Here is a 22,059-nt window from a genome sequence, read left to right on the forward strand (position 1 = left end):
GAAAGGCTCCTTATAAATGAATTTGCTCTGATTCGTTATTCCGTTCTGAAAAGGATTTATTGACCAGTTTTGTATGCAGAAACAGCCCGCTGACCAAAAGGACGATAAACGCCATGATGACTGCCGCGTCTACAATATTGATCAGCATGGAACCGACGGCGATGCACAATCCGATGGACGCCTCCGCCACCGAAAAGATCCGGCCCTGAATCTGGTTCGCCGCGTTCTCCTGAACTTTGACCTTTGCCAGCACTTCACCGTATTCCATTGCGATAAAGAAAAGAATGGCGGCAATGACTGACACGGCGAAAATCGGGGTAAACAAAAACAGCGCAAGCGAGACGATCGATAACACTGTAAAATACATCAGCCCTTTATTGTTGTTAAAGCCCCATTTGCTGACAAGAGCGGCGCCGATAAAGCCGCCGAAGCCGATACAGAACGTCAGGATGAAATTGCCGATTTCCCCGTCGCCTAAAAAGCGGCTGACAATCGGGAAATAGCTGTAGACGACACCCCACAAAAGCGCCATCGTAATCATCGTGAACATGGCGTTTAACACAAAAGCATTTGTTTTGATTTCCTTCAGGCCTTCTTTAAACGACTGAAAAGCTTCTCTTACGTTTTCTGACTGAATCGGCACGTATTGAAGCTTAATGCGGCTGATGAAAAACGCGGAGACAAGATAGGTCACCCCGTTAAACGCGACGGCAAGCTCCACAGAACCGCCTAACAGAAAAAGTCCGCCGGCTGCAGCGCCGACAATAATCGAAATCGTCGTGGCTTTTGCAAACAAAGTGTTGATATTTTTAATATCCGCTTCTAAAGACGACATGACCGCGAGACGTGCCGGGTTAAAGAACACGCCGCTTCCGTAAGAAATAAACAGCAGCGCCAGAAAAAGCAGCGGATATTCGCCTTTCGGGAGAAATGTCAGCCCCAAAAAGATGACACCTCTGATCACATCCGTCCACAGCATGATTTTCACCCTGTCGAGCCGGTCCACGAGCACGCCTAAAAACGGCTGAAACACCATCGGAATACTGCGGACCGCGATGACGCCGGACGTCACCCAGTAGTCGTGATAGTATGTAGACAAAATGAGCAGGGCCGGGAGAACGCAATAGTCTCCCATAAACGAAAGCGCCTGCCCGAAAAGCAAATACTTAGAGTTCGGTTTCAGCTGTTTCATACCGGTAACGCATACTTTGCAGTCAGCTTCGCCTGCTGCTGAATTTGTTTGATTGATTCGGCCACGTCACCCGAATTGCTTCCTTTCAGCTCGAACGCCGCAATGCTGTTGAACGCTTCGAACAGCCGCAGATCCACGGACGTACCCGCCTCGGCCGCCGAGAAAGAAACGATTTCGGTATCTCCCTTTAAGACGCCGTCAGGAATGTCAATGCTTTCAATGACGAAATCGACAGCGGTCTCAGGCAGCTGGCCGTTCTCTTTGAAATGCTGAGGATACAAGTGGCAGTCGGCGACATAGCACGGCTCCTGCTCCAATAATCCATTCGGCAGATCGGCTTCTTTTCCGAAACAGAGAACATCCAATAACAGCTGCGCCATATCGACGCCGAAGACCTTTTTAATATTCGGAATCATGTTCCAGCCCGCAAATCGTGCCGCTGATTCAATCAATCCGGCTTCCCGGTTTTTCATTAATTTTATTTCTGTATGTGTCGCGCAGTTTTCGAGGCCGAGTCCTTCATTCGCCTTTTTGGCAGCTTCGACGATTTTCCGCTTTGCGTCATCATCCAGGATGGACGGCGTAATATGGGATGTCTCCGTGAATCCGATTTGCGGTGTTTTATCATGAATCGCCACAGGGAAGTATTCCCCATCGGCCATGATGCCTTCTATGCTGATATAGTCGGAATAACCGCTTGTTTCGTACCAGTCGTCATACTCGCCCTGCAAAAATTCTTCCGCGATAAAAGGCGCTTCAAACGTGACCGCTTTCGGTACGTTAATCGACTTCAGGTATTCATTGACTCTGTTAAATTCGGCTTCTGCCGTTTCTCTCTCTTTGATGAGCGTCACGCCGATGGAGCTCGCCAGATATGTAGGCTTCAGAATGAGCGGCGTTCCGATTTCCTGAAGCGCGGCGCGGAAATCTTCCAGCGTCGTCACCCGTTTGTTTTTGATGGACTTGACGCCGGCCCGGTTGAAGGCGGCTCTCATTTTGTTTTTATCTCTGGCATTTTCAGCGGCCTGTACGCCCGCTCCCCGCAGGCCGAGACGTTCACACGCTTTTGCCATCGGAGCGATAAACAGTTCATTGTTGGTCGTAATGGCGTCAACCGCGAACATGTCAGCCACCTTGACGATTTCTTCGACGACTTCTTCCTCAGGTTTGTCATGATCTTCATGAGCCCAGTAAATCGAATCGGGATGCTCAAAATCAGCCAGACTCTTAAAATAGTCTTTATCTTTAATGACCGCAATCGAGTATTTTTCAATTAATGCCGCATGAGAGGCTGTAATTGCAAAAGGTCTCGGAATAAAGCTGACGAGATTGTATTTTTCAGCTGCGCTTTTGTAAAACATATGCGGCGGGCATCCCCCAAGGTCAGCGATAACCAATACTGTTTTTCTCTCCATATGTAAACACTCCTTCTCTATTGTGCGGTGTATCCACCGTCTGCGGTGATCGCGCTTCCGGTCATATAGCTTGATAAATCCGAAGCGAGAAACAGCATGACGTTCGCTATTTCTTCAGGCTTGCCGAGTCTCAGCAGCGGATTGACTTTCGCTTTTTCTTTTTTGATTTCTTCAAGCGTGCCTTCGTTGTTTTCAAGGAACGACTTTTCATTCAAAGGTGTGTCAATGATTCCCGGGCACACGCAATTGACGCGGATGTTGTGTTTGGCGTAATCGACGGCCATCGAACGCGTCAGCTGCAGTACGCCGCCTTTAGAGGCGTTATATGCGGGAATGTCGGGCCATGCGACGACTCCTCCGACGGAGCACGTGTTAATGATATTGCCCTTGCCGCTTTTGAGCATATACTTGAGCGCGTGCTTGCTCATAAGAAACATGCCCGTCAAATTGACGTTGAGCACTTTGTCCCAATCGCTCAGCTCCATCTCATGAATCGGGGCGACAATTTCGATGCCGGCGTTATTGATTAACACATCCAATCCGCCGAACTTGTCAACCGCTGACCGGATGGCATTTTGACATGCCGGTTCATCTGTAATATCCGTCTGCACAAAATGCAGCCTGTCATTGTTTTCTTTCCGGATCATCGCTTCTCCCTGCGCCTCATCAATATCCGCGACGACCACATTCGCCTCTTGATTCAGAAACGCCTGAACCGCGGCATAACCGATGCCTGATGCGCCCCCTGTGATGAGGACGGTTTTATCCGTCAGGTTCATGACTCTTTCGCCTCTAATTTTTTCGCTTTTGCTCTGTTATAGCGCGGAGGGAAAAAGATATTGACTGATTTTGAATCTTTTTCAAATCTGTTGATGGCGCCGTGATCTTCTCTCGGATCGCAGAAATAAGCTGTGCCGAATGTCATATCCACTTTGCAGCCTTCAATGGTCATATCATAGCCGCCGCCGATGCAGATGCCGATCTGTTCATTGCGGTGTTTATGGAACGGCATTTCTCCTCCGTTGCCCGGAATGTTGGCAAGCATAATTTCCACCCAGTCTTCCACGAAGAATGTGACTTCCATCCCAGGCAATAAGTCTCTTGTTTTAAAAATATTCAAAAAATAATCTTCAGGGCTTGTATAGGTTTCACCGGCTTTCAGGCGTTTAATATCAATGGCGATCACTTCTTGATCCGTCTCGTTTCTTGCGCCGTGAGGCACGTTAGGAGGCGCGATATAGGCTGATTCCAGCGCTGTCATCTTTCTTGTGACATCTCCGACAGTCATGGACAGCTCGCCGGAAACGACAAGGCCGATTTGGACTTCCTTATGCTGATGCGGTTCCACGTTTGTATGCGGCGGAACGTAAGAAAGCAGAACTTCCGTATCGCCTCTGACGGACGAATATTGTCTTACTCCGTTATCCCATTCTATTAATTTAGGCGTCGGGAAATAAAGTTCCTGCAAATCTTGTTCAGTTTTCATCATGAATCTCTCCTTTTCCGAATAATGACCAGCTCATGGGAATGCTTTTAAATGTTTTGACAAAGTGAAGGCCGTACTTTTGTCTGGCCAGCTCATTTGTCAGCGCGATGTCGGACAAACCGTCCTTCACTCTTTTCGCGGCTGCGCTCGTTGAGTTCACCAGATCAAACGTGACATCTTTACGGGTAAAATACTTAATCAAATTGATAGGAGACGGGTGGGATACGATGACAGTCTTATCAAGCATGTCATCTGTATATTCAAAACCGGGCCGGACAGCCAGGCCGTACATCGGGGTGTCGCACCTGAAAATTTGCAGAAGCTGCAGATCCGGTCTCATGTAGAAGTGCTTAATGCCGTCATACGCGTGAGGCACAATTGTGTATTCCAGCGGACTTTGAAGCGTTTTTTCAATGCACGATTCAAATGTATCATGCAGTGATAATTTGCTGTTCACCCCTTGGAGAAGGGTGAAATTGGTGATGAAGTTTTTTGCTGCGTACTCACTGCTTGTCCCTTCAGGACCGAGCGTGTTGATCGTAATCAGTTTAGATATTGAATAAGCCTTGCTTTTTGTTTGAATGCTATTATCCAATATAATCATGAGCACCAACCAATCTGTTAAATTTTAAGTAAATATTATCCATAGACGTTCAAGCTGTCAATATTATTTGAAAATATTGATAATTATTCCTATATATTAGAAAACACCTTATGATATAAGGTGTTAAAAATTAACATTTACAAAATTATAGAAACTTTATTTTACCGATACAATGATTGGTCGGTCTTATGCTCATATTTTCCATACCTTCTGTATGCGAAAACGCTGAGGACAAAGCCGATGAGGGTGACGGCCGCACAGATAAATCCGACAGCTGCATATCCGTATCCGACATAGACCGGACCCATGACAGCAGAACCCAAGGTGACGGCCAAATTGGACGCCAGACTGTAAAATGCCATGATTTTGCCCCGGCGGCTCTGTGAGCAATCACTTAAAATAGTGCTGAGCAAGGTCACCGTCAGGCTTTGCATCAATCCCCAGACGAATAACCCGATGACCAAAAACGGCATTGATGACGGCGCATAGGCGAGACAGGAGAGCCATATGCTGATCACGGCCAATGCCGCGATCAAAGAGCGCATTTTCCCCGCCTTATCTGCGATTTTTCCGGTGAACACGCTCATGGAAAAACCGATTCCGTACACCATGATCAGCAGCCCTGAAGCTGTATTCCCACCCGGCAGCACGCGGTGAAGATATGTACCGAGAAAGGAATACATGCCGTAAAAACCGATCATGTTGCAAAAAGTGATCGTGAGGTATACAGGGACACGGGGCACCTTCAGCGCATCCCGGAAAGTGCCTGCCTGCTGTCCGTTTTCCTCTTCTGTTTTATTCCCATCCGCCGTGCTGCGGCGCGCCTCAATGAAAATGAGCGAAGCAACGAGGACAGACATGAGGGCGAAAATCCAAAACGTCCACCGCCAATTCAAAACGCCGCCGATAAAAGAGCCGATCGGAACGCCGAAAATCAAAGCGAGCGACCAGCTTGACACGATCAGACCCATCACCTTGCCGCGGTACGCATAAGGCACACGGTCGCCGACCACCGCATATGCTGTCGGCACAAACGCACCCGCTGCAAGCCCGGAAAGCGCCCTGCCCAGAAAGAAGAAAAAGAGATTGTGCGCCAGCGCGCAGATCACCGTGCCGGCCGTAAATATAAGCAGTCCCGCCAGCAGACTGAGTTCCCGGGAATATTTATCTCCCAGCGGAACGAGAAGCGGCGCCCCGATAAAAATCATCACTCCGTAAATACTGATGGAAACCGCCAGCACACTGACATCCGAGCTGAAAGCCCGCGCTAAATCCGGAAGCAGCGGAGAAATCACCAGCTCTTCAGAACCCGCGGCAAATACGCCTAATGTCAAAGCAAGCGCGAGACAGACCGGAAATCGGCGTTTCGTTTCGATGTGATCGGTTTGTTTGCTGTTCATGCTCTTTGAACACCTCTTCCGTAAAACTTTTCTACCTTTTGTTGTTTTATAGTTTAGCATCCTTATATTTCATTTTACATTTCACATGAAAACTAATTCTGATTTTTTATTTACATTCAGATTTTAAATAAAATATTTAGTTTATATTCAATAAATGATATAAAATACACCGTCTGGTTATGCTATAGTGATAGAATCATTTGTTAAGGTGGGGGTCATGAAATGAATAACGCTGATTCAAAGGCCGCCCGCGCAGGCCTCGGCATGGTACTGATTCTCGGGACGCTCGCTTCATTCGGGCCGCTTTCGCTCGATATGTATCTGCCCGCTTTGCCTGAGGTGGCGGCCGATCTTCATACGACAGCGTCACTTGCGCAGCTGAGCCTGACGTTTTGTCTTTTGGGGCTGGCGGTCGGGCAGATCGTTGTCGGGCCGCTCAGTGATATGATCGGGCGCCGGAAGCCGCTGATTCTGTCATTGCTGCTTTATACGCTGTCTTCTTTATTATGCGCCTTCAGCCCTTCTGTTTCGTTTTTAATTGTGATGAGGTTTATTCAAGGATTCACCGGGGCGGCCGGAATCGTCATCGCACGGGCTTCCGCACGCGATATGTATTCCGGAAAAGAATTGACGGCTTTTTTCTCATTACTGATGCTCGTCAATGGGGCGGCGCCGATTTTAGCGCCGATTACAGGGGGATTTATCCTTCAGTTCGCCGGCTGGAAAATCGTATTTATCGTGCTGGCGGTGATCGGCTGTATCATTTCTGCCGCCGTGCTTACGGCGTTGCCTGAATCACTCCCGCCGGAAAAGCGGACAAGCGGCGGACTCCGGGAGACGCTGATGACGTTTCGCGGCCTGCTTGGCGACCGGATGTTTATGGGATTTGCGCTCAGCCAGGCATTTGTGATGACCGGCATGTTCGCATATATTGCCGGGTCGCCGTTTGTACTGCAAAACATCTACGGCGTATCGGCCCAAATGTTCAGCCTGCTGTTCGCCGTAAACGGTGCGGGAATCATATGCGCCACCCAAATCACCGGACGGATGGCCAAAACACATGATGAACGGAAGCTGTTTGTCTCCGGTCTGATGATTGCCGTCATCGGGAGCATCGCTTTGCTTTTATCACTTGCGTTTGGTTTAGGCCTGGCGGCGGTCTGCATTTCTTTATTCATCATTGTTTCTTCTGTCGGGATCGTCACGACGACGGGATTTTCTTTGGCTATGCAGAAACAGGAGAAAGGCGCGGGAAGCGCTGCGGCTCTTCTCGGACTCCTGCCCTTTATCGGCGGTGCGGCTGCCGCTCCCCTTGTCGGTATTGCCGGAGAAGAAAATGCCTGGCCGATGGCCGTCAGCATTTTCGGTTTTCAGTTCTGTGCCGTTCTATCCTATGTTCTGTCGGCCAAACGAAACACAAAGTAAAGCCCGCCGCTTTAAGCGGAGGGCTTTTTTTCTTATCCGGCAGCGCCTTTTTCCGAAGAAGCCGGCTCACGCTTCAGGCGTTTTTTGATACCGAAGTGATAATACGCGTAACAGATGATCATCAGCGGGACGCCGCAGTACAGACCGATACGCTGGTCGGGAATAAAGATGAGACTGATTAAGATAAGACCGTAAACCGAAAATCCGAGAATCGGCACAATCGGATAAAGAGGCGTTTTAAATGCCAGGTCCTTCAGATTTCCTCCTTCAGCGAGAAAGCGTCTCCGGAAAACGAATTGTGAAGCGCAGATTGACATCCACGCGACGACGGTAATCATACCGGAGATGGAAATGAGCCACACATACACCGTTTCAGCCGCGACTACACTTGTCAGCAGGGATAAACCGGAGATGGCGATGGTGATGGAAAGAGCTTTCAGAGGCACGCCTTTTTTCGTCAGTTTCGTTAAGGAAGCGGGACCCATCTTAGTTTTTGATAGGGACCACATCATTCTGGACGAAGCGTACAGCCCGGAATTCGCCACCGACAGCATGGCGGTCAGAATGACAAAGTTCATGATATCAGCCGCATAAGGAACGCCGATTTTATCCAGCACAGCCACAAACGGGCTTTCGATGACGCCTGCCGTTTGATACGGCAAAATGGACACGAGAACAAACATCGCCAGCACGAAGAAAAACAGCGTCCGCCATATGACATTTCGGATCGAGCGGGGAAGCGTCTTTTCCGGATTTTCGCTTTCTCCCGAGGCGATTCCGACCAGTTCGGTACCCTGGAATGAAAAATTCACCATAACAAGGGTAAACAGCACGGCTTGGGCGCCGTTCGGAAAAAGCCCTTTGTCCGTCGTAAAGTTTGACAGATACGGAGCCGTCTGCCCGCCGTTAAAACCGACAAAGCCGAATACCGCAGCGCAGCCGAGAATAATAAACAATACAATGGCCATGACCTTAATGCTGGAAAACCAAAATTCCATTTCCGCAAAACTCCGCGCAGACAGCGCGTTAATGGAAAAAATGACGACGCCGAATACCAGGCACCACACCCAAATCGGAACGGCCGGAAACCATCGCTGCATTAAAATCCCCGCCGACGTCAGCTCAAGCCCCACGGTATTGGCCCAGCTGAATGCGTACATCCATCCGATCGTAAATCCCGTCGACGGCCCGAGAAACTTTGCGGCATACGCCTGAAATGATCCTGCGACCGGCATGGCAACCGCGAGCTCCCCCAAACAAAGCATCACCAGATACATTAAAAATCCGCCGATCACATAAGCCAATATCGCGCCGATCGGTCCCGCTTCACTGATCGTAAAACCGGAGCCCAGAAAAAGCCCTGTCCCGATCACGCCGCCGAGGGCGATCATAAACAAATGCCGGCCCTTCATCGTGCGCTGCAATTCATTTTGATTGGTATCTCCCTGCATATACATCCCCCTTATTCCGTTATGTCAGCCATTTGTGCGTATGTCTAATCGGTAGCTGTGCAAAAGGTGCATTGTCGTCTGCTGAATGAGTTCCGGCAGCACATGGAATGTGTACGGCTTGTACACGCGTTCCGTCCATTTATGGCCGTCCTTTCCGTATACCCCTATATTGACCGACGGAATATTCAATTCCCTGATTTCTTTAAAAGGAATCGTCCCGATGACATCCCAGCCCGGAAAATTATCGGTAAAGGCGGAGACCTCCTCGTCTGTTTCATGCAGCGATAAAAAGCTTCCGTCCGCTAAATAGGGGAAAAACTTTTTAAAGACGAATGTTTCTCCGGTTGATGCCGCTGTTTTATCGACTGCTTCTTGAATGACATGCTGCAAAAGCCGGTCCCGTGTGCTTTCTTCCTTCAGATAATTGTGCGGAAGATAAGGCGGCGCATAGAAAATAATGACTTTAGCTCCCTGCTCAGGATCGAGTTTTTGCAGTTCTTCGACGGCTTTAAAACATCTCATCCGCAGTTCAAGATGTTCATATGTTTTAAATGCCTGCCCGATACACTGTGCAGGGTCTATCCCGCGGCTTCTCAGCCTTTTCAGGTAATCTTCCAGACTGTACACTTGAACGTTCCATGACATCTCTTTTTTCGGCAGGCTCGTTCTCTCACAGTATTCGTCGTAATAATCAGATAATTTTTGTTCTGTCTCTTTGCAGGCTTCGTCAGCCACGGCGGTCAGCTGATCCATGACTTCTTTGGCGGTTTTCTCGTAAATAAAATAATTAAAATAGACATAGCTGCTGACGGCGGTCTGCACGTTATACGCTTCCTTATTGTCACGCTGGTAGAGGCAGGTCGGCGGAAGCACAAGCTCCCCTTCAATGTTTTCCGCCATATGAATATTGTTGTGAATTCTTCTGGTGATTTCTGACGCGATCAAATTCGGATCGATGCCGGACAGCGTATCTCCGACATGCACCTCCCGCCCGTAAATCGCAAAGCAAGGCAAAAGCTTCCCTGCCGCACCCGTGTATATGTACCTTGTCGTGTCACCCTCATACAGCGGCGTGATAAAATCGTTATTAATCGCTGCTAAATAACGAAGCTGCTTTTCTTGTTTCAGCCGTTTTAATTCAGAAATGCTGGTTAAAATGCCGGAATGCTGGCTTTCTTCATCCGGGTTTGCCATGAACAGAATATGGCCCGGCAGCTGATCGCGCCGTTCAGAAAAGTGAAGCAGATTGGCGAGATGAACGGCAATACCGCTCTGCATATCAACCGAACCCCTTCCGAACATCCACTCGCCTGAGCGGGCATCCCGCTGCACATCCCGATCAAATTCATAGTTTGAGAAATATTCCGCGAGACGGTCGGAATCAAAAGCGATATCTTTTAAAGGGCCGAAATCCTCGATGCCGACCGTATCAAGATGAGCGTGATAAATGACCGTATTCAGGCTTTCGCCGTTTCCCTCAATAAATGCGAAAATATTTTTGCGGCCGTAAGGGTCCTCAGGAATCGCCTGCTCCCACACATGTGACGGATTCTCCTGAAAGTAGGGAAAGCTCTTGATCATATCTTTGATATAGTCGGCTTTTTTTCCTTCTCCCAATGTGCCGTTGATGCTGTTTAACGCCACCAGTGATTTCGTAATGGCTTCTATTTTCTCCTCCGGAAGCATTTTGCTGAGCTGCTGATACATGTTCCATCCTCCTTACCCTCATATAGAGAAAATAGCGCGACTCTTTTTTCATCGCGCTATTTCCGAAAGATTAATAGGCTTCAGACGTTGTTTTTGCCTGCATATGAAGAATCAGATAGTCAGGTCCTCCGGCTTTTGAATCGGTTCCTGACATATTGAAGCCGCCGAACGGCTGGTATCCGACAATCGCTCCCGTACAGCCGCGGTTGAAGTATAGATTTCCGACGTGAAAATCTTCGCGCGCGCGTTCAATGTGCGCGCGGGTTTTCGATAACAGAGCGCCCGTCAGTCCGTAATCGGTATTATTGGCAATCTCAAGCATATGGTCGAAATCACGGGCTTTTGAGATCGCGACGACAGGCCCGAAAATTTCCTCCTGCATCAGGCGGGCGTTTTCATCAACATCCGCAAAAATGGTCGGCTGAATAAAGTATCCTTTTGAATCATCACCTTCGCCTCCCGTCAGGAGTTTTCCTTCTGTTTTGCCGATTTCGATATAACTCATGACTTTATTATAAGATGCTTCGTGGATGACTGGCCCCATGTATGTATCAAAATCTTCCGGACTTCCGACGGTGAGTGATTTTGTTAAAGCGACGGCTTTTTCAACAACTTCATCATAGACGTCCTGATGAATGACCGCACGCGAACCGGCTGAACATTTTTGGCCTGAGAATCCGAAGGCGGAATACACGATTGAGGAAGCGGCAAGATCAAGATCAGCATCTCTGTCTACAAGCACCGTATCTTTCCCTCCCATTTCGGCAATGACCCGTTTCAGCCACTTTTGGCCCGGCTGTACTTTTGCGGCGCGTTCATAGATGCGGCATCCGACCGCGCGGGAGCCTGTAAACGACACAAATCTCGTCTTCGGATGCTCAACCAGATAGTCGCCGATTTCTCCTCCGTCGCCCGGTATGAATTGGAGCACGCCGTCCGGCAGGCCCGCTTCTTTCATCACTTCAACGAATTTCGCCGCCACGACAGGCGCCGCATCCGCCGGTTTCAGAAGTATCGTGTTGCCTGTTACGATGGCTGCCGCCGCCGTTCCCGCCATGATCGCAAGCGGGAAGTTGAATGGAGAAATGACGATTCCCACCCCAAGCGGCTCATAATGATACTGATTATATTCTCCGTCACGGCTCTTTACAGGAGAACCGTCTTTCAGTTTCAGCATCTGACGGGCGTAATACTCTAAAAAGTCGATCGCTTCCGCCGTATCCGCATCCGCTTCCTTCCACGGTTTTCCCGCTTCTTTCACTAGATACGCGGAGAATTCGTGCTTTCTTCTGCGGATGATCGCCGCCGCTTTAAACAGCACATTCGCGCGGTGTTCCGGCCGTACTTTTTTCCATGTTTGAAATGCCTGCAGCGCAGCCTGCATGGCCTTTTCCGCAAGTTCTTTTCCGGCTGCCGATACAGAACCGATCACTTCTTTTTTATCTGCCGGATTGACGGAAATGATCTTTTTATCCGTTTCAATCGCTTCACCGTTAATGATAAGCGGATAATGCTTGCCGAGCTGTGAATTCACATAAGCCAGCGCTTCCTGAAACGATTGTTTATTTGTCTCTTCCTGAAAATTTGTAAATGGTTCGTGTGCGTATGAAACTGTCATTAGAATTCCTCCCCGTATTTTGTAATGTGTGCTCACGCTTAATGAAGATGCAAGAAGCATACCAGCATAGCAATTTGTGATAAAAAAAGATAATCTTTGCCGAAAGCTTGTCCGAATCTGTCAGCTGCAATCTGAAAACGCAAAGAAATTTTGCGATCCGCTATATAACTGATGCAAAATCTCTTTGCGGATAACACTTATACCCAGCCGCGGAACCGGGCCGCTTCAGCCGACTTTCTGATGCCCGTCATATAGGCGGCCAAACGCATATCGACTTTGTGGGTATGCGCTGTCTGATAAATGGATTCAAATGAATTCACCATGACACTGCGCAGTTTTCCGGCGACTTCTTCCTCAGACCAGTAAAAGCCTTGATTATTTTGCACCCATTCAAAATAAGACACCGTCACGCCCCCGGCGCTTGCCAAAATATCCGGCACGAGAAGCACGCCTCTTTCATTCAGGATTTTCGTGGCGTCTATCGTTGTCGGGCCGTTCGCCGCCTCCACAATGATTGAGGCTTTAATGTGATGGGCGTTTTCAGCCGTTATCTGATTGGAGATTGCGGCAGGCACGAGAATATCACAGTCCTTTTCCAGCAGCTCCCGGTTCGTTATGACATCAGAGAAGAGATTCGTCACCGTGCCGAAGCTGTCCCGCTTATCCAGCAGGTAATCAATGTCAAGGCCGTCAGGGTCATACAAAGCCCCGTGGGCGTCTGAGATGCCGATCACCTTGGCGCCGGCGTCATGCATAAATTTAGCGAGAAAGCTCCCCGCATTTCCGAACCCCTGAATGATGATCCGCGCATTTTCCAATGGAATCCCTTTTTTCTTAACGGCTTCCTCAATACAAATCGTGACGCCTTGCGCGGTCGCCGTTTCCCGACCCTGTGAACCGCCGAGAACAATCGGTTTGCCCGTAATGAATCCCGGTGAATCAAATTCTCTCAGGCGGCTGTATTCGTCCATCATCCATGCCATAATCTGCGAGTTGGTATATACGTCGGGAGCCGGAATATCCTTTGTCGGGCCGACGATCTGGCTGATCGCGCGCACATATCCGCGGCTCAGCCGTTCCAGCTCTCCGAATGACATCGTCCGCGGATCACAGATGATGCCGCCTTTTCCGCCCCCGTAAGGAAGATTTGTGATGCCGCATTTTAAAGTCATCCAGATGGAAAGCGCCTTAACCTCTTCTTCACTGACTTCCGGATGAAACCGCACGCCCCCTTTTGTCGGGCCGACTGCGTCATTATGCTGTGAGCGGTAGCCCGTGAAAACCTGTACTGAACCATTGTCCATTTTGACGGGGATGCGGACGGTCAAAAGCCGCATCGGCTCTTTCATCAGTTCATACATATTGTCAGGATACCCCAGTTTGCGCAGGGCTTCTTTTATGATCGATTGTGTGGACAAGAACAAATTAAGAACTTCTTTTTCTTCATCTTTCTGAGTGCTTTTAGAAAGCGGGTTGGCTGACATGTTTTATCACCTCATCGTATTTTACGTGTAAGCTTCAATTACCGGCAGAACGAAATGTAAGCGCTTTTACACCAAAACCCATCAATCCCTTTCACATTGTCGTTACACCCCTTTTTATATGCAAGATTCATGCCAGGATTTTGCGCATCAAAAAAGAGGCTGTTGTCAGCCTCTCATATGAAGAGAAAGTGAGATTTGAAGACGTCTACAGAAGAAACCTTATTGCTTTATTAGAACCTAATACGTTTTAGCCGCACAGAAAAGATTGTTTTTTGAAATGGGACGCTATCTAAAGATATACTTCCTCCCATTTGCTCTACTAATCTCTTAGTAATCGTCAGCCCCAATCCGCTTCCCTGATAATTGGTGTTTCTCGAGTCCTCCAATGTATACATTCGTTCAAAGACACGGTCTTTATGCAATTCATTTATCCCTTTTCCTTTATCTGATACTTCTACAAAAACATCATTATCAGCTATCCTTATCTTTAAACCCACCACCTTACCATCAGAACCATATTGTATCGCATTCGTAATCAAATTATTTAGAACCCTCTCAATTGCATCTTCATCTCCGCTAACAAAGACAGGATCTTCTGGTATATCAATCACTACCTCAAATTCTTTGCTGATTAAAATTTCGTAGTAATCCAAAATTATTTTTCGGCTGACTTCGCATATGTCAATTCGTGAAGAATTTAATTTCTTATCTCCTGACTCTAATTTTACAAGTTCAAAAAAACGGTTTATTAACTCTAATACCTCGACCGTTTTTAAATTAACTGTTTTTAGTAAACCCATAATATTTTCAGAAGTTAGACTTTTATCGTTATGTATAATTTCAATATAACCTAGTATCACTGTTAATGGGGTCTTTAAATCGTGTGAAATATTTGATAACATTTTTCGCATTGACAGTTCTATACTATTGTAGTTTCCTATGATCTTTTGATTATGGTCTAAAAGATTGTTTATTTGAATTAACAAGGATTTTATATATTTATCATCCGTGGAAAGCAATAATCTTTCGCCTGTTTCCTCATGAACAATTTTTCCGAGCTTATTCCCTATATATTTAATTTCAGTCTTTAGATTTAATCGAGTTCGGAAAAGAAATATATTTACTGCCGCAGAGCATATGAATAAAATAACCACTAGATAAAACATTTAAAAATCTCCCAACTTATAACCGATTCCCCACAAAGTTTTTATGTACGTTGGATGAGATGGATCGTCCTCAATTTTCTCTCTGAGCCGTCTAATATGAACATTAATTACATTCTCATCTCCATGATACTCATCTTCCCATACGGACTTATAAAGTTGAGATTTAGTATATACTTGTGAAGGATTAGAAATAAAAAGTTTTAAAATATTAAATTCTTTTGCTGTGAGATTAATCTTTTCATTGAATTTTTCAACGGAAAAGCCATTCAGGTCAACACTTAAATCACCTATTTTAATGATTTTTTCTTCCTTAGCGGGCAGGTATCCCATATAGTGTTTCTCTCTTCTAATAGTTGCTTTAATTCTGGCTATTACCTCCAGCATAGAAAAAGGTTTAGAAATATAATCATCAGCTCCGAGGCCGAGACCAAGTGCCTTATCTACATCTTCATCTTTTGCAGACATGATAAGAACTGGAACCATACTTTTGGAACGAATCATTCTTAAACATTCCATACCATCTATCTTCGGAAGCATTAAATCCAACAATATAACCTCAAACTTTTGGTTGTTCAATATGTCTAAAGCTTCTTCACCATCAAAAGCTGCTGTTACTTCAAACCCTTCTTTCGTTAAGCTTTCGCTTACCATATCGCTTATAAATTGGTCGTCTTCTACGATTAATATTCTGTGACTCAAAGCTCTTCACTCCTTAAACCTTTAATATAAAGTGATATTCTTGATTCACTGATTATTTCAATTTTCACACTAGTAAACCCATCTTTATTATAATTCTTTTTCATTCAAAAGTAATAAATATTTCATGATGTTTTAAAATTAAATAAATAAGACAACCATACTTCACTATAGTGGAAATTGGTTGTCTAGTGTTCTTCTCTTTAAATCATAAAAAGGTTGTAATAATATTGACTTTAATTCCTTGGAAAAAGACATTCCAATTCTCGAACTACTTTCCATGCACATTCAGGACTTAAACATAACTGGCCCTGCAAAAGGGATAAATTACGTTCTGAAGCTTCACCGGTAACTACACATCTACTATAAGGCGCATACTTCTTTAGAACAATCTCTTCTCCTCTAATAAATATTTCCATTAATGTATTTACTTCTATACCACTGGCATCACGCAGCTCTTTTGGTAATACAATTCTTCCCAAACGATCTACTTTTCTTGCAATTCCGGTAGATTTCATTTTAATTCTTCCTCTCAATTCCCAAAATGACTTCGCAAGCCACATAAACGCATTTTTCAAGTTGAAGAATAAGGCGTTTATAAAATTGATCTCTTTAAAAAGGTATGCAATTCAAAATTCCCCAATCAATTCAACAAACTAATAAAAAAGTGCTGTGCTTAGAAAAGACAACAGCTCCCAGTGGTATGGTTTTCGCATAAGCATCTTAATAATTAATTTATAACCTTAATCGAACCATCTTCACTTGATACGCTTACCTTATTACTTCCTGCTCCAATTTCACCTTTTTTCACCTTTACGCCATCGTGGCTTTTATTAAGCCCATCTAGATCAAGCGTTATATCAGAATTACTCTCAGCAAGAACTTCAAGGGATGTTGGCGCTTTTTTATAAGATATACCTATATCTCCTGATTTCGTATTTACTGATAAAGATTTTCCCTCTGTTATGTCCTTGATTGAAACCGTCCCATCTTTAGAGGTAATCTTTACATTGGAACTATCTATTTCCTTCATCTCCGTATCGCCGCTTGCTGATGTTATATTTAATTCCTCAAAAGAACTATTTTCCATACTTAACGATCCATCCCTGGATGCGAATTTTCCAGTATGAGCTGAAACATTATTGATTTTTTCATCACCGGACTTATTATCAACGACAATATTTTCAGCCGAAATCTCACTTAATTGTATATTCCCATCTTTATTAGTTATTTCAATATTGTTCATACCTGACTCGGGAACATTAATATAAATTGTGCCGCACTGCTTCCCAAAAGTAAATCCATCCAAAAAGCCGCCATTCTTCTGTTCTTTTTGAGTAACGACCAAATCTCTCCCATTTTCTTGAAATGTAACTGGAGCTTTCTCTTTCTGTCTCCCCTCTGCAGATACTGTTACCTCATTTGAAGTACTCTTTTTAAACCTCACATCCCAAGTATCAGTATATACTTTTAAAGCATCAATATTTTCCGCATTGTAAGAAGTGTTCTTTTTAAAGTTTTTTGTATTTAACAAATTAAAGCTCAAAGAAATTCCACCAATTACTATGAGCAATACTATCGTTGCTATAATTTTCTTCATTTTATAAATCCTCCTTTTGACTATTACAATAATAATGTTTATACCAAGTCTTTTTGATCAACCTTATGGTAAGAAAGATAACCCACTAAAAGGCCGAATAAACAAAATATAGTCGGGATGATAATGAATTGACTTAAACTGACTGTTTCTCCTCCGTCGGAAACTGTTGCATTAATAAAGACCCCAATTATGACAGCCCAAGTGATTGTAGCAGCAGTGGATTTTCTTCTCATACCAAAAAATAAAGGAATTAAACTCACTCCTGCCATCATAAGAGAAGTGATAAGAGTCGATGGAATGGTGGAAATAACTTCACTCATTTCAACAGGCTTATCAAATAAATATAAGTGTGGGCTGATGAAGAGAATTAACAAATTAATAACAAAAGTGGCAATAACAATACTTACAAAGCAGAATAAGAAAACAATAGCTAGTTTAGCTTGCATTAATTTTTTTCTTTGTAAAGGATAAGTAAACAGTAATTGTATTGTTTTATTTTTATATTCATCAATAACTAAACGGGATAAAATCACAGCAGAAAAACTAATAAATACAATTCTAATAAATATATTAGTTAGAGACATAAAATCTGCATAAGCAGGAAACATAGGCTCAATTTCATTTCTAGATCCCCACCCCATAAGAGCGACCAAGGCAAAGATAATTAATATCCAAAGAGCCACCCCTTTAAAATACTGTGACAAGTGATGTTTTCTGTACTCTAATTTCATAAGTTTTAACATTTCAAATAGCCTCCAGCGAAGAATTTAAGACAAAGTAAATAAGTTTCTTTCCTTCTAGGTGCATAAACCTAAATACAAACGGGCAATCCATTTAATGTTAAGTGTGTATACCCTCCCTATTCATTGAACTTAAGAAGTACTCTTCTAAAGAACTGTGTTTTTTATTTATACTTTCTATACCAACATCATTCATAATGAATGCCTTAGAGATTTCTTGTTGTGTAACTGCTGATTCATATATACGAATTATCTGTTTATCAATCATTTTAAAATTTCTTATCCCCAGATTTTGTTCTAAAATATATAACGCTTTTTTTAAGTTATGAACCTTCATCTCTATATATTCCGTTTGTTTTCCATTTATGCTCTTCATAGAAACTTCTTTTATTAACTTGCCATTTTGTATAATTCCAACAGTGTCTGACATTTGTTCCATTTCGGCTAAAATGTGACTAGAAATTAATAATGTGATTCCATACTCTCTGCATAGTAACTTAAAGAGATCCCTTAACTCTTTTATACCAATTGGATCAAGACCGTTAATTGGCTCGTCTAAAACGAGAAGTTCTGGTTTCGTAGAAATGGCTCTGGCTATTCCCAATCTTTGTTTCATCCCTAAAGAAAATTCTTTCACCTTTTTGTTTTCAATATTATGTAACTTTACAAGCTCGATTGCATGATCAATAGATTTTTTATCGTAGTACCCCATATATTCACAATGGAAGTATAGATTTTCTCTAGCAGTGAGGTTGTCATAGAAAATCGGATATTCAATAATGGTTCCCATTCGCTTTAACACTTCAAATGACGTATCTGTTAATTTTTCACCAAAAATTTCGATTTCACCACTTGTTGGTTTAACTAAATTAGTAATCATTTTCATAATGGTTGTTTTACCTGCACCATTCGGCCCCAAAAATCCATAAATTTCTCCTTTTTTCACATGCATATTAACTCCGGAAACAACTTCTTTTCCTTTAAATGATTTTGTTAGCTGGTTAGTTTTTAAAATGTACGTCATTCTCTTTCCCCTTTCCAATAATATTCTTATTATATAAACCAAAGTTCTCTTTTCCCTTAAGCAAATATTACTTTTTTCTTAAGATTTTCAACTACTAATTAATTTATTTTTAAAAAAGGAAAGAGCTATCTAAAGTATCTAGATAGACTCTTTTCTTCTTCATTAGTTATACTGATGCTTTATCAGATTTCTTAAGTCAACATATAAAACTTGAAAAATTACTAGGATAGATTAAAAATAGCCTTGTTTACCCGTTCCAACTCACATTCATTTAATTCATTTTCAAGTGAGTGTTTGTACCCCATTAGAAATTCTAATTTGTCCTCACGTTGGTCGTTTTCACTTGTTAAAAAAGGAAAATCTTCTTTTATGAGATTTCTTATCGCCATCATAGGGACTTCGCAAACTAAAGGAGTAAATTTGGCACTATATAGTCCTGATTTGCTATTAGTGGAATAAAAGTCCCCTATCATCAATCCCTCATACACAAGTTGACGTTTAAATTCCCTATGCACAGTAGCGAGTAAGTTATCGAGTGATTTATTATTTAAAAACACAATTAACAGTGTTTTATATTTCTCTACCTTTTCTGATTTCATTTTTAACTCTTTAAACTGAACTGCTCTTTCCTTAATGATGTCTCTCATTTGCTGCACACCCTCTATATATTGTTCTATAAAAGAACAATATATAGTATCTTCTTGAATAGCAAAAGGAAGGAAAGGACAAATTGCTCCTTTAGCTCCCTTGTCTGGATGAGGTTTTGAACAGAAATCTATATAATCTAAAACAATTTTTATTTCTTCTCTTGTAACATTATCTTGTTTTTCTATAATTTGTTTTAAACTAACAGGATTATTCTTGAAATTCAACATAAGATCACTCTCTCTTCTTTAAATAGTTATTTACACACAATCACAATAATTTAAATTAAGAACATAAGTTTAAAGAATTTTAGCAAGTTCAACCAAAATCCCTTCAATTTATCTTTAACTAAGATAATGTTTCTTATTTACTTAAAGAAAGAAACACTGAAATTATAAATTTCAACTAAAAAAATTATGAGACTCAGATTTCAAATTAAATTCTTTAATCTCACTCTCCACACTTTCGAAGAACAAAAAGTTTAAATCTATTTCAAATATTTCGTCTATAAAGTTAAATTTAGTGATTTACACTTGTTTTTTCATATTAGTTTTATTAATGGTTCCTTTCATGTGTTTCAACTTAAACGCATGAATTTATTAGAAAAGTTCTCTAAATGATTTTGCATGGTTTTAAATCATTTCCGTTATGTTATTATGTGAATTAAGAACTTAATTAAGTTATTTTCTAAATTGGTCATTCAATTAAATAACCTCGTTTAATGAATATAGTCTATAAAAAGCACCTTCATTTTTAACTAATTCATCAAACGATCCTTTCTCTAATATTCTGCCCTCTTCCATATAAATAACCTCATCATATTTACGTAAAAGATCAGAATTTAGGTTGTGGGTGATTGCAATAATAGTTAAATCATTGAAATTAAGAAGTTTATCTTCAAGTAAATAACTTGTTCTTAAGTCTAAAGCGGAAGTGCCTTCATCAAGAATAAGAATAGGTTTATTTCTTATCAGACCTCTAGCCACTGCGATTCTTTGTTTTTGCCCTCCTGATAAGTTTCCACCGCTTTCTCCTACATTGTTATCTAAGCCTTTCTGATCTTTTATGAATTCATTGACACCACTATTCGAAAGTGCCTGATTTACTTCTTCTTCATTAAAGTCCTCAAATAATAAGATGTTTTCTCTTATCGATTTGTTAAACAAATAGATATTTTGATGAATCAATGAATATAGTTTTGTTAGTTCAGTTGTATCTAATCTATTTAATTCTTCTTTATCCCATACAATCTCTCCGCTGTACCCTTTATTCATCCCTAGAATTAACTTAATTAAAGTTGATTTTCCACAACCACTTTGTCCTATGATGACGTACTTTTTATTTTTTTCGATACTGAAATTTATATCTCGAAGGACTTCATTTGAACCATCGTACGAGAAGCTGAGATTTTTAATTTCAATAGCTTTTTCAAAAGTAGTCTTTTTGACTTTTTTGCTATCATCACTGTTTGTAAATATCAAAGTGTTAAATTTTTTTACAATGGGTTTAACACTTTGAAGCTGTGGAATACTCATTGTAATAATCATAATAGGGTTAACAAAAGTATTACTAAGTTGAACTAATGCGATTAAAGTACCTACTAAAACATCTCCTTGTAGCACCATATAAGATCCAATAGCTACTACTGAAAACATTGTAAGTAATCCTAATACATCAGATAAACTCTCATTCAAGGCGCCTGTTTTATCTGCTTGATATTTCTTTTCTACTACAACATCATTCTCATTCTCAAATGCTGCAAAGCTTTTTTTAGTAACATTAAATGATTTTATTACACTGTAACCACCGAATAAATCTTTAATCTTTGAAGTATAGTCTCCAATGGCTACAGAGAATATCTCCTGCTTAGTTTGCAATACTTTACTAATAAAACTTGATACCACGGCCATTACTCCAAAACATACGATTAATGCTATAAGTACAAGCGGACTTAACTTAATTAAAAGTATGATGGAAACTAAGAAAATAATGGAATTCTCCATTACCTTCAATAAAGGAAGGATATAATTTTCTTCAATAATCTTTACATCGTTAGTTAACATAGAAATATATTCAGCTGTATCGTATTGCTCAAAGTCCTTATAGTCTCTATTTAATATCCCTTTACATAGATCTCTTCTTAAATCTTTCGTAATATTTTTCACCATTTTTTTGCTACATAAATGATAAATGTATTTGATCATCCCCAGTACTAGTAAGTAAGCAAATGTAAAAAGAATCATTTGTTTAAATTCTTGTGCCGATCCTTTTGTTGCTGCGTTTACTATATCTTGTAGGATAATTGCTATATAAACTGTTCCTCCGGAAACAATAGCGCTGAATATAAAGGTAACTGCTAAAAGAATTTTGTTTTGTTTTAGATAGATCCCCATTGGGATTCCCCTC

19 protein-coding genes are annotated in these 22,059 nt (G+C 42.4%); 1 reads left to right on the top strand and 18 read right to left on the bottom strand.

What is annotated here, in order from left to right:
• Nucleotides 1–10: 10 nt before the first annotated feature.
• From ACWJJ5_RS03355 to ACWJJ5_RS03380, 6 genes are all read right to left on the bottom strand, one after another.
• The gene (locus ACWJJ5_RS03355) at nt 11–1,192 is read right to left on the bottom strand and encodes an MFS transporter (protein ID WP_017418686.1); all 1,182 of its coding nucleotides are present in this window, start codon (nt 1,190–1,192) and stop codon (nt 11–13) included.
• The gene (locus ACWJJ5_RS03360; RefSeq protein ID WP_416405923.1) at nt 1,189–2,607 is read right to left on the bottom strand and encodes an ATP-grasp domain-containing protein; all 1,419 of its coding nucleotides are present in this window, start codon (nt 2,605–2,607) and stop codon (nt 1,189–1,191) included. Before ACWJJ5_RS03360 ends, ACWJJ5_RS03355 begins: the two co-directional genes overlap by 4 nt.
• Nucleotides 2,608–2,624: 17 nt before the next feature.
• On the bottom strand, nt 2,625–3,386 hold the full coding sequence (gene bacC, locus ACWJJ5_RS03365) for a dihydroanticapsin 7-dehydrogenase (protein ID WP_003151003.1): 762 nt from the start codon (nt 3,384–3,386) through the stop codon (nt 2,625–2,627).
• On the bottom strand, nt 3,383–4,093 hold the full coding sequence (locus ACWJJ5_RS03370; RefSeq protein WP_003151000.1) for a cupin domain-containing protein: 711 nt from the start codon (nt 4,091–4,093) through the stop codon (nt 3,383–3,385). The genes bacC and ACWJJ5_RS03370 overlap by 4 nt, the downstream gene beginning before the upstream one ends.
• The gene (locus ACWJJ5_RS03375; RefSeq protein WP_003150997.1) at nt 4,083–4,697 is read right to left on the bottom strand and encodes a bacilysin biosynthesis protein BacA; all 615 of its coding nucleotides are present in this window, start codon (nt 4,695–4,697) and stop codon (nt 4,083–4,085) included. Before ACWJJ5_RS03375 ends, ACWJJ5_RS03370 begins: the two co-directional genes overlap by 11 nt.
• 161 nt (nt 4,698–4,858) lie before the next feature.
• Nucleotides 4,859–6,097 (bottom strand): MFS transporter, encoded by a 1,239-nt coding sequence (locus ACWJJ5_RS03380; protein ID WP_454022189.1) that lies wholly within the window; start codon nt 6,095–6,097, stop codon nt 4,859–4,861.
• A gap of 222 nt (nt 6,098–6,319) precedes the next feature.
• Between ACWJJ5_RS03380 and ACWJJ5_RS03385 the strand changes: the two genes are divergently transcribed.
• On the top strand, nt 6,320–7,522 hold the full coding sequence (locus ACWJJ5_RS03385) for a multidrug effflux MFS transporter (protein WP_014306037.1): 1,203 nt from the start codon (nt 6,320–6,322) through the stop codon (nt 7,520–7,522).
• 32 nt (nt 7,523–7,554) lie between these two features.
• On the opposite strand, the gene ACWJJ5_RS03390 is transcribed toward ACWJJ5_RS03385, so the two are convergent.
• The 12 genes from ACWJJ5_RS03390 to ACWJJ5_RS03445 all read right to left on the bottom strand — a co-directional run bounded on the left by ACWJJ5_RS03390 (nt 7,555) and on the right by ACWJJ5_RS03445 (nt 22,046).
• Nucleotides 7,555–8,973 carry an amino acid permease gene (locus ACWJJ5_RS03390; RefSeq protein ID WP_094247410.1) on the bottom strand — a complete coding sequence of 473 codons (1,419 nt, stop codon included), beginning with the start codon at nt 8,971–8,973 and terminating at the stop codon, nt 7,555–7,557.
• Nucleotides 8,974–8,997: 24 nt separating this feature from the next.
• Entirely contained in the window at nt 8,998–10,680 is a 1,683-nt protein-coding gene (locus ACWJJ5_RS03395) for a M20 family metallopeptidase (RefSeq protein WP_071392439.1), read from the bottom strand.
• Nucleotides 10,681–10,750: 70 nt separating this feature from the next.
• Nucleotides 10,751–12,298 carry an L-glutamate gamma-semialdehyde dehydrogenase gene (gene pruA, locus ACWJJ5_RS03400; RefSeq protein WP_003150992.1) on the bottom strand — a complete coding sequence of 516 codons (1,548 nt, stop codon included), beginning with the start codon at nt 12,296–12,298 and terminating at the stop codon, nt 10,751–10,753.
• A 197-nt stretch (nt 12,299–12,495) separates the two neighbouring features.
• On the bottom strand, nt 12,496–13,782 hold the full coding sequence (locus ACWJJ5_RS03405) for a Glu/Leu/Phe/Val family dehydrogenase (protein ID WP_015387545.1): 1,287 nt from the start codon (nt 13,780–13,782) through the stop codon (nt 12,496–12,498).
• Between the two features lie 230 nt (nt 13,783–14,012).
• The gene (locus ACWJJ5_RS03410) at nt 14,013–14,948 is read right to left on the bottom strand and encodes a sensor histidine kinase (protein WP_101562531.1); all 936 of its coding nucleotides are present in this window, start codon (nt 14,946–14,948) and stop codon (nt 14,013–14,015) included.
• Nucleotides 14,949–15,647 (bottom strand): response regulator transcription factor, encoded by a 699-nt coding sequence (locus ACWJJ5_RS03415; protein ID WP_101562532.1) that lies wholly within the window; start codon nt 15,645–15,647, stop codon nt 14,949–14,951.
• A 233-nt stretch (nt 15,648–15,880) separates the two neighbouring features.
• Entirely contained in the window at nt 15,881–16,162 is a 282-nt protein-coding gene (locus tag ACWJJ5_RS03420) for an AbrB/MazE/SpoVT family DNA-binding domain-containing protein (RefSeq protein WP_101562533.1), read from the bottom strand.
• 212 nt (nt 16,163–16,374) lie between these two features.
• Nucleotides 16,375–17,244 carry a DUF4097 family beta strand repeat-containing protein gene (locus tag ACWJJ5_RS03425; protein ID WP_454022190.1) on the bottom strand — a complete coding sequence of 290 codons (870 nt, stop codon included), beginning with the start codon at nt 17,242–17,244 and terminating at the stop codon, nt 16,375–16,377.
• 38 nt (nt 17,245–17,282) lie between these two features.
• Entirely contained in the window at nt 17,283–17,987 is a 705-nt protein-coding gene (locus tag ACWJJ5_RS03430; protein ID WP_454021381.1) for an ABC transporter permease, read from the bottom strand.
• 97 nt (nt 17,988–18,084) lie between these two features.
• Nucleotides 18,085–19,008 carry an ABC transporter ATP-binding protein gene (locus tag ACWJJ5_RS03435; RefSeq protein ID WP_454022191.1) on the bottom strand — a complete coding sequence of 308 codons (924 nt, stop codon included), beginning with the start codon at nt 19,006–19,008 and terminating at the stop codon, nt 18,085–18,087.
• A gap of 221 nt (nt 19,009–19,229) precedes the next feature.
• The gene (locus ACWJJ5_RS03440) at nt 19,230–19,883 is read right to left on the bottom strand and encodes a DUF6875 domain-containing protein (protein ID WP_101562536.1); all 654 of its coding nucleotides are present in this window, start codon (nt 19,881–19,883) and stop codon (nt 19,230–19,232) included.
• Nucleotides 19,884–20,357: 474 nt separating this feature from the next.
• Entirely contained in the window at nt 20,358–22,046 is a 1,689-nt protein-coding gene (locus ACWJJ5_RS03445) for an ABC transporter ATP-binding protein (protein ID WP_101562537.1), read from the bottom strand.
• Nucleotides 22,047–22,059 lie beyond the last annotated feature (13 nt).

Source organism: Bacillus sp. JK74 (assembly GCF_053663395.1).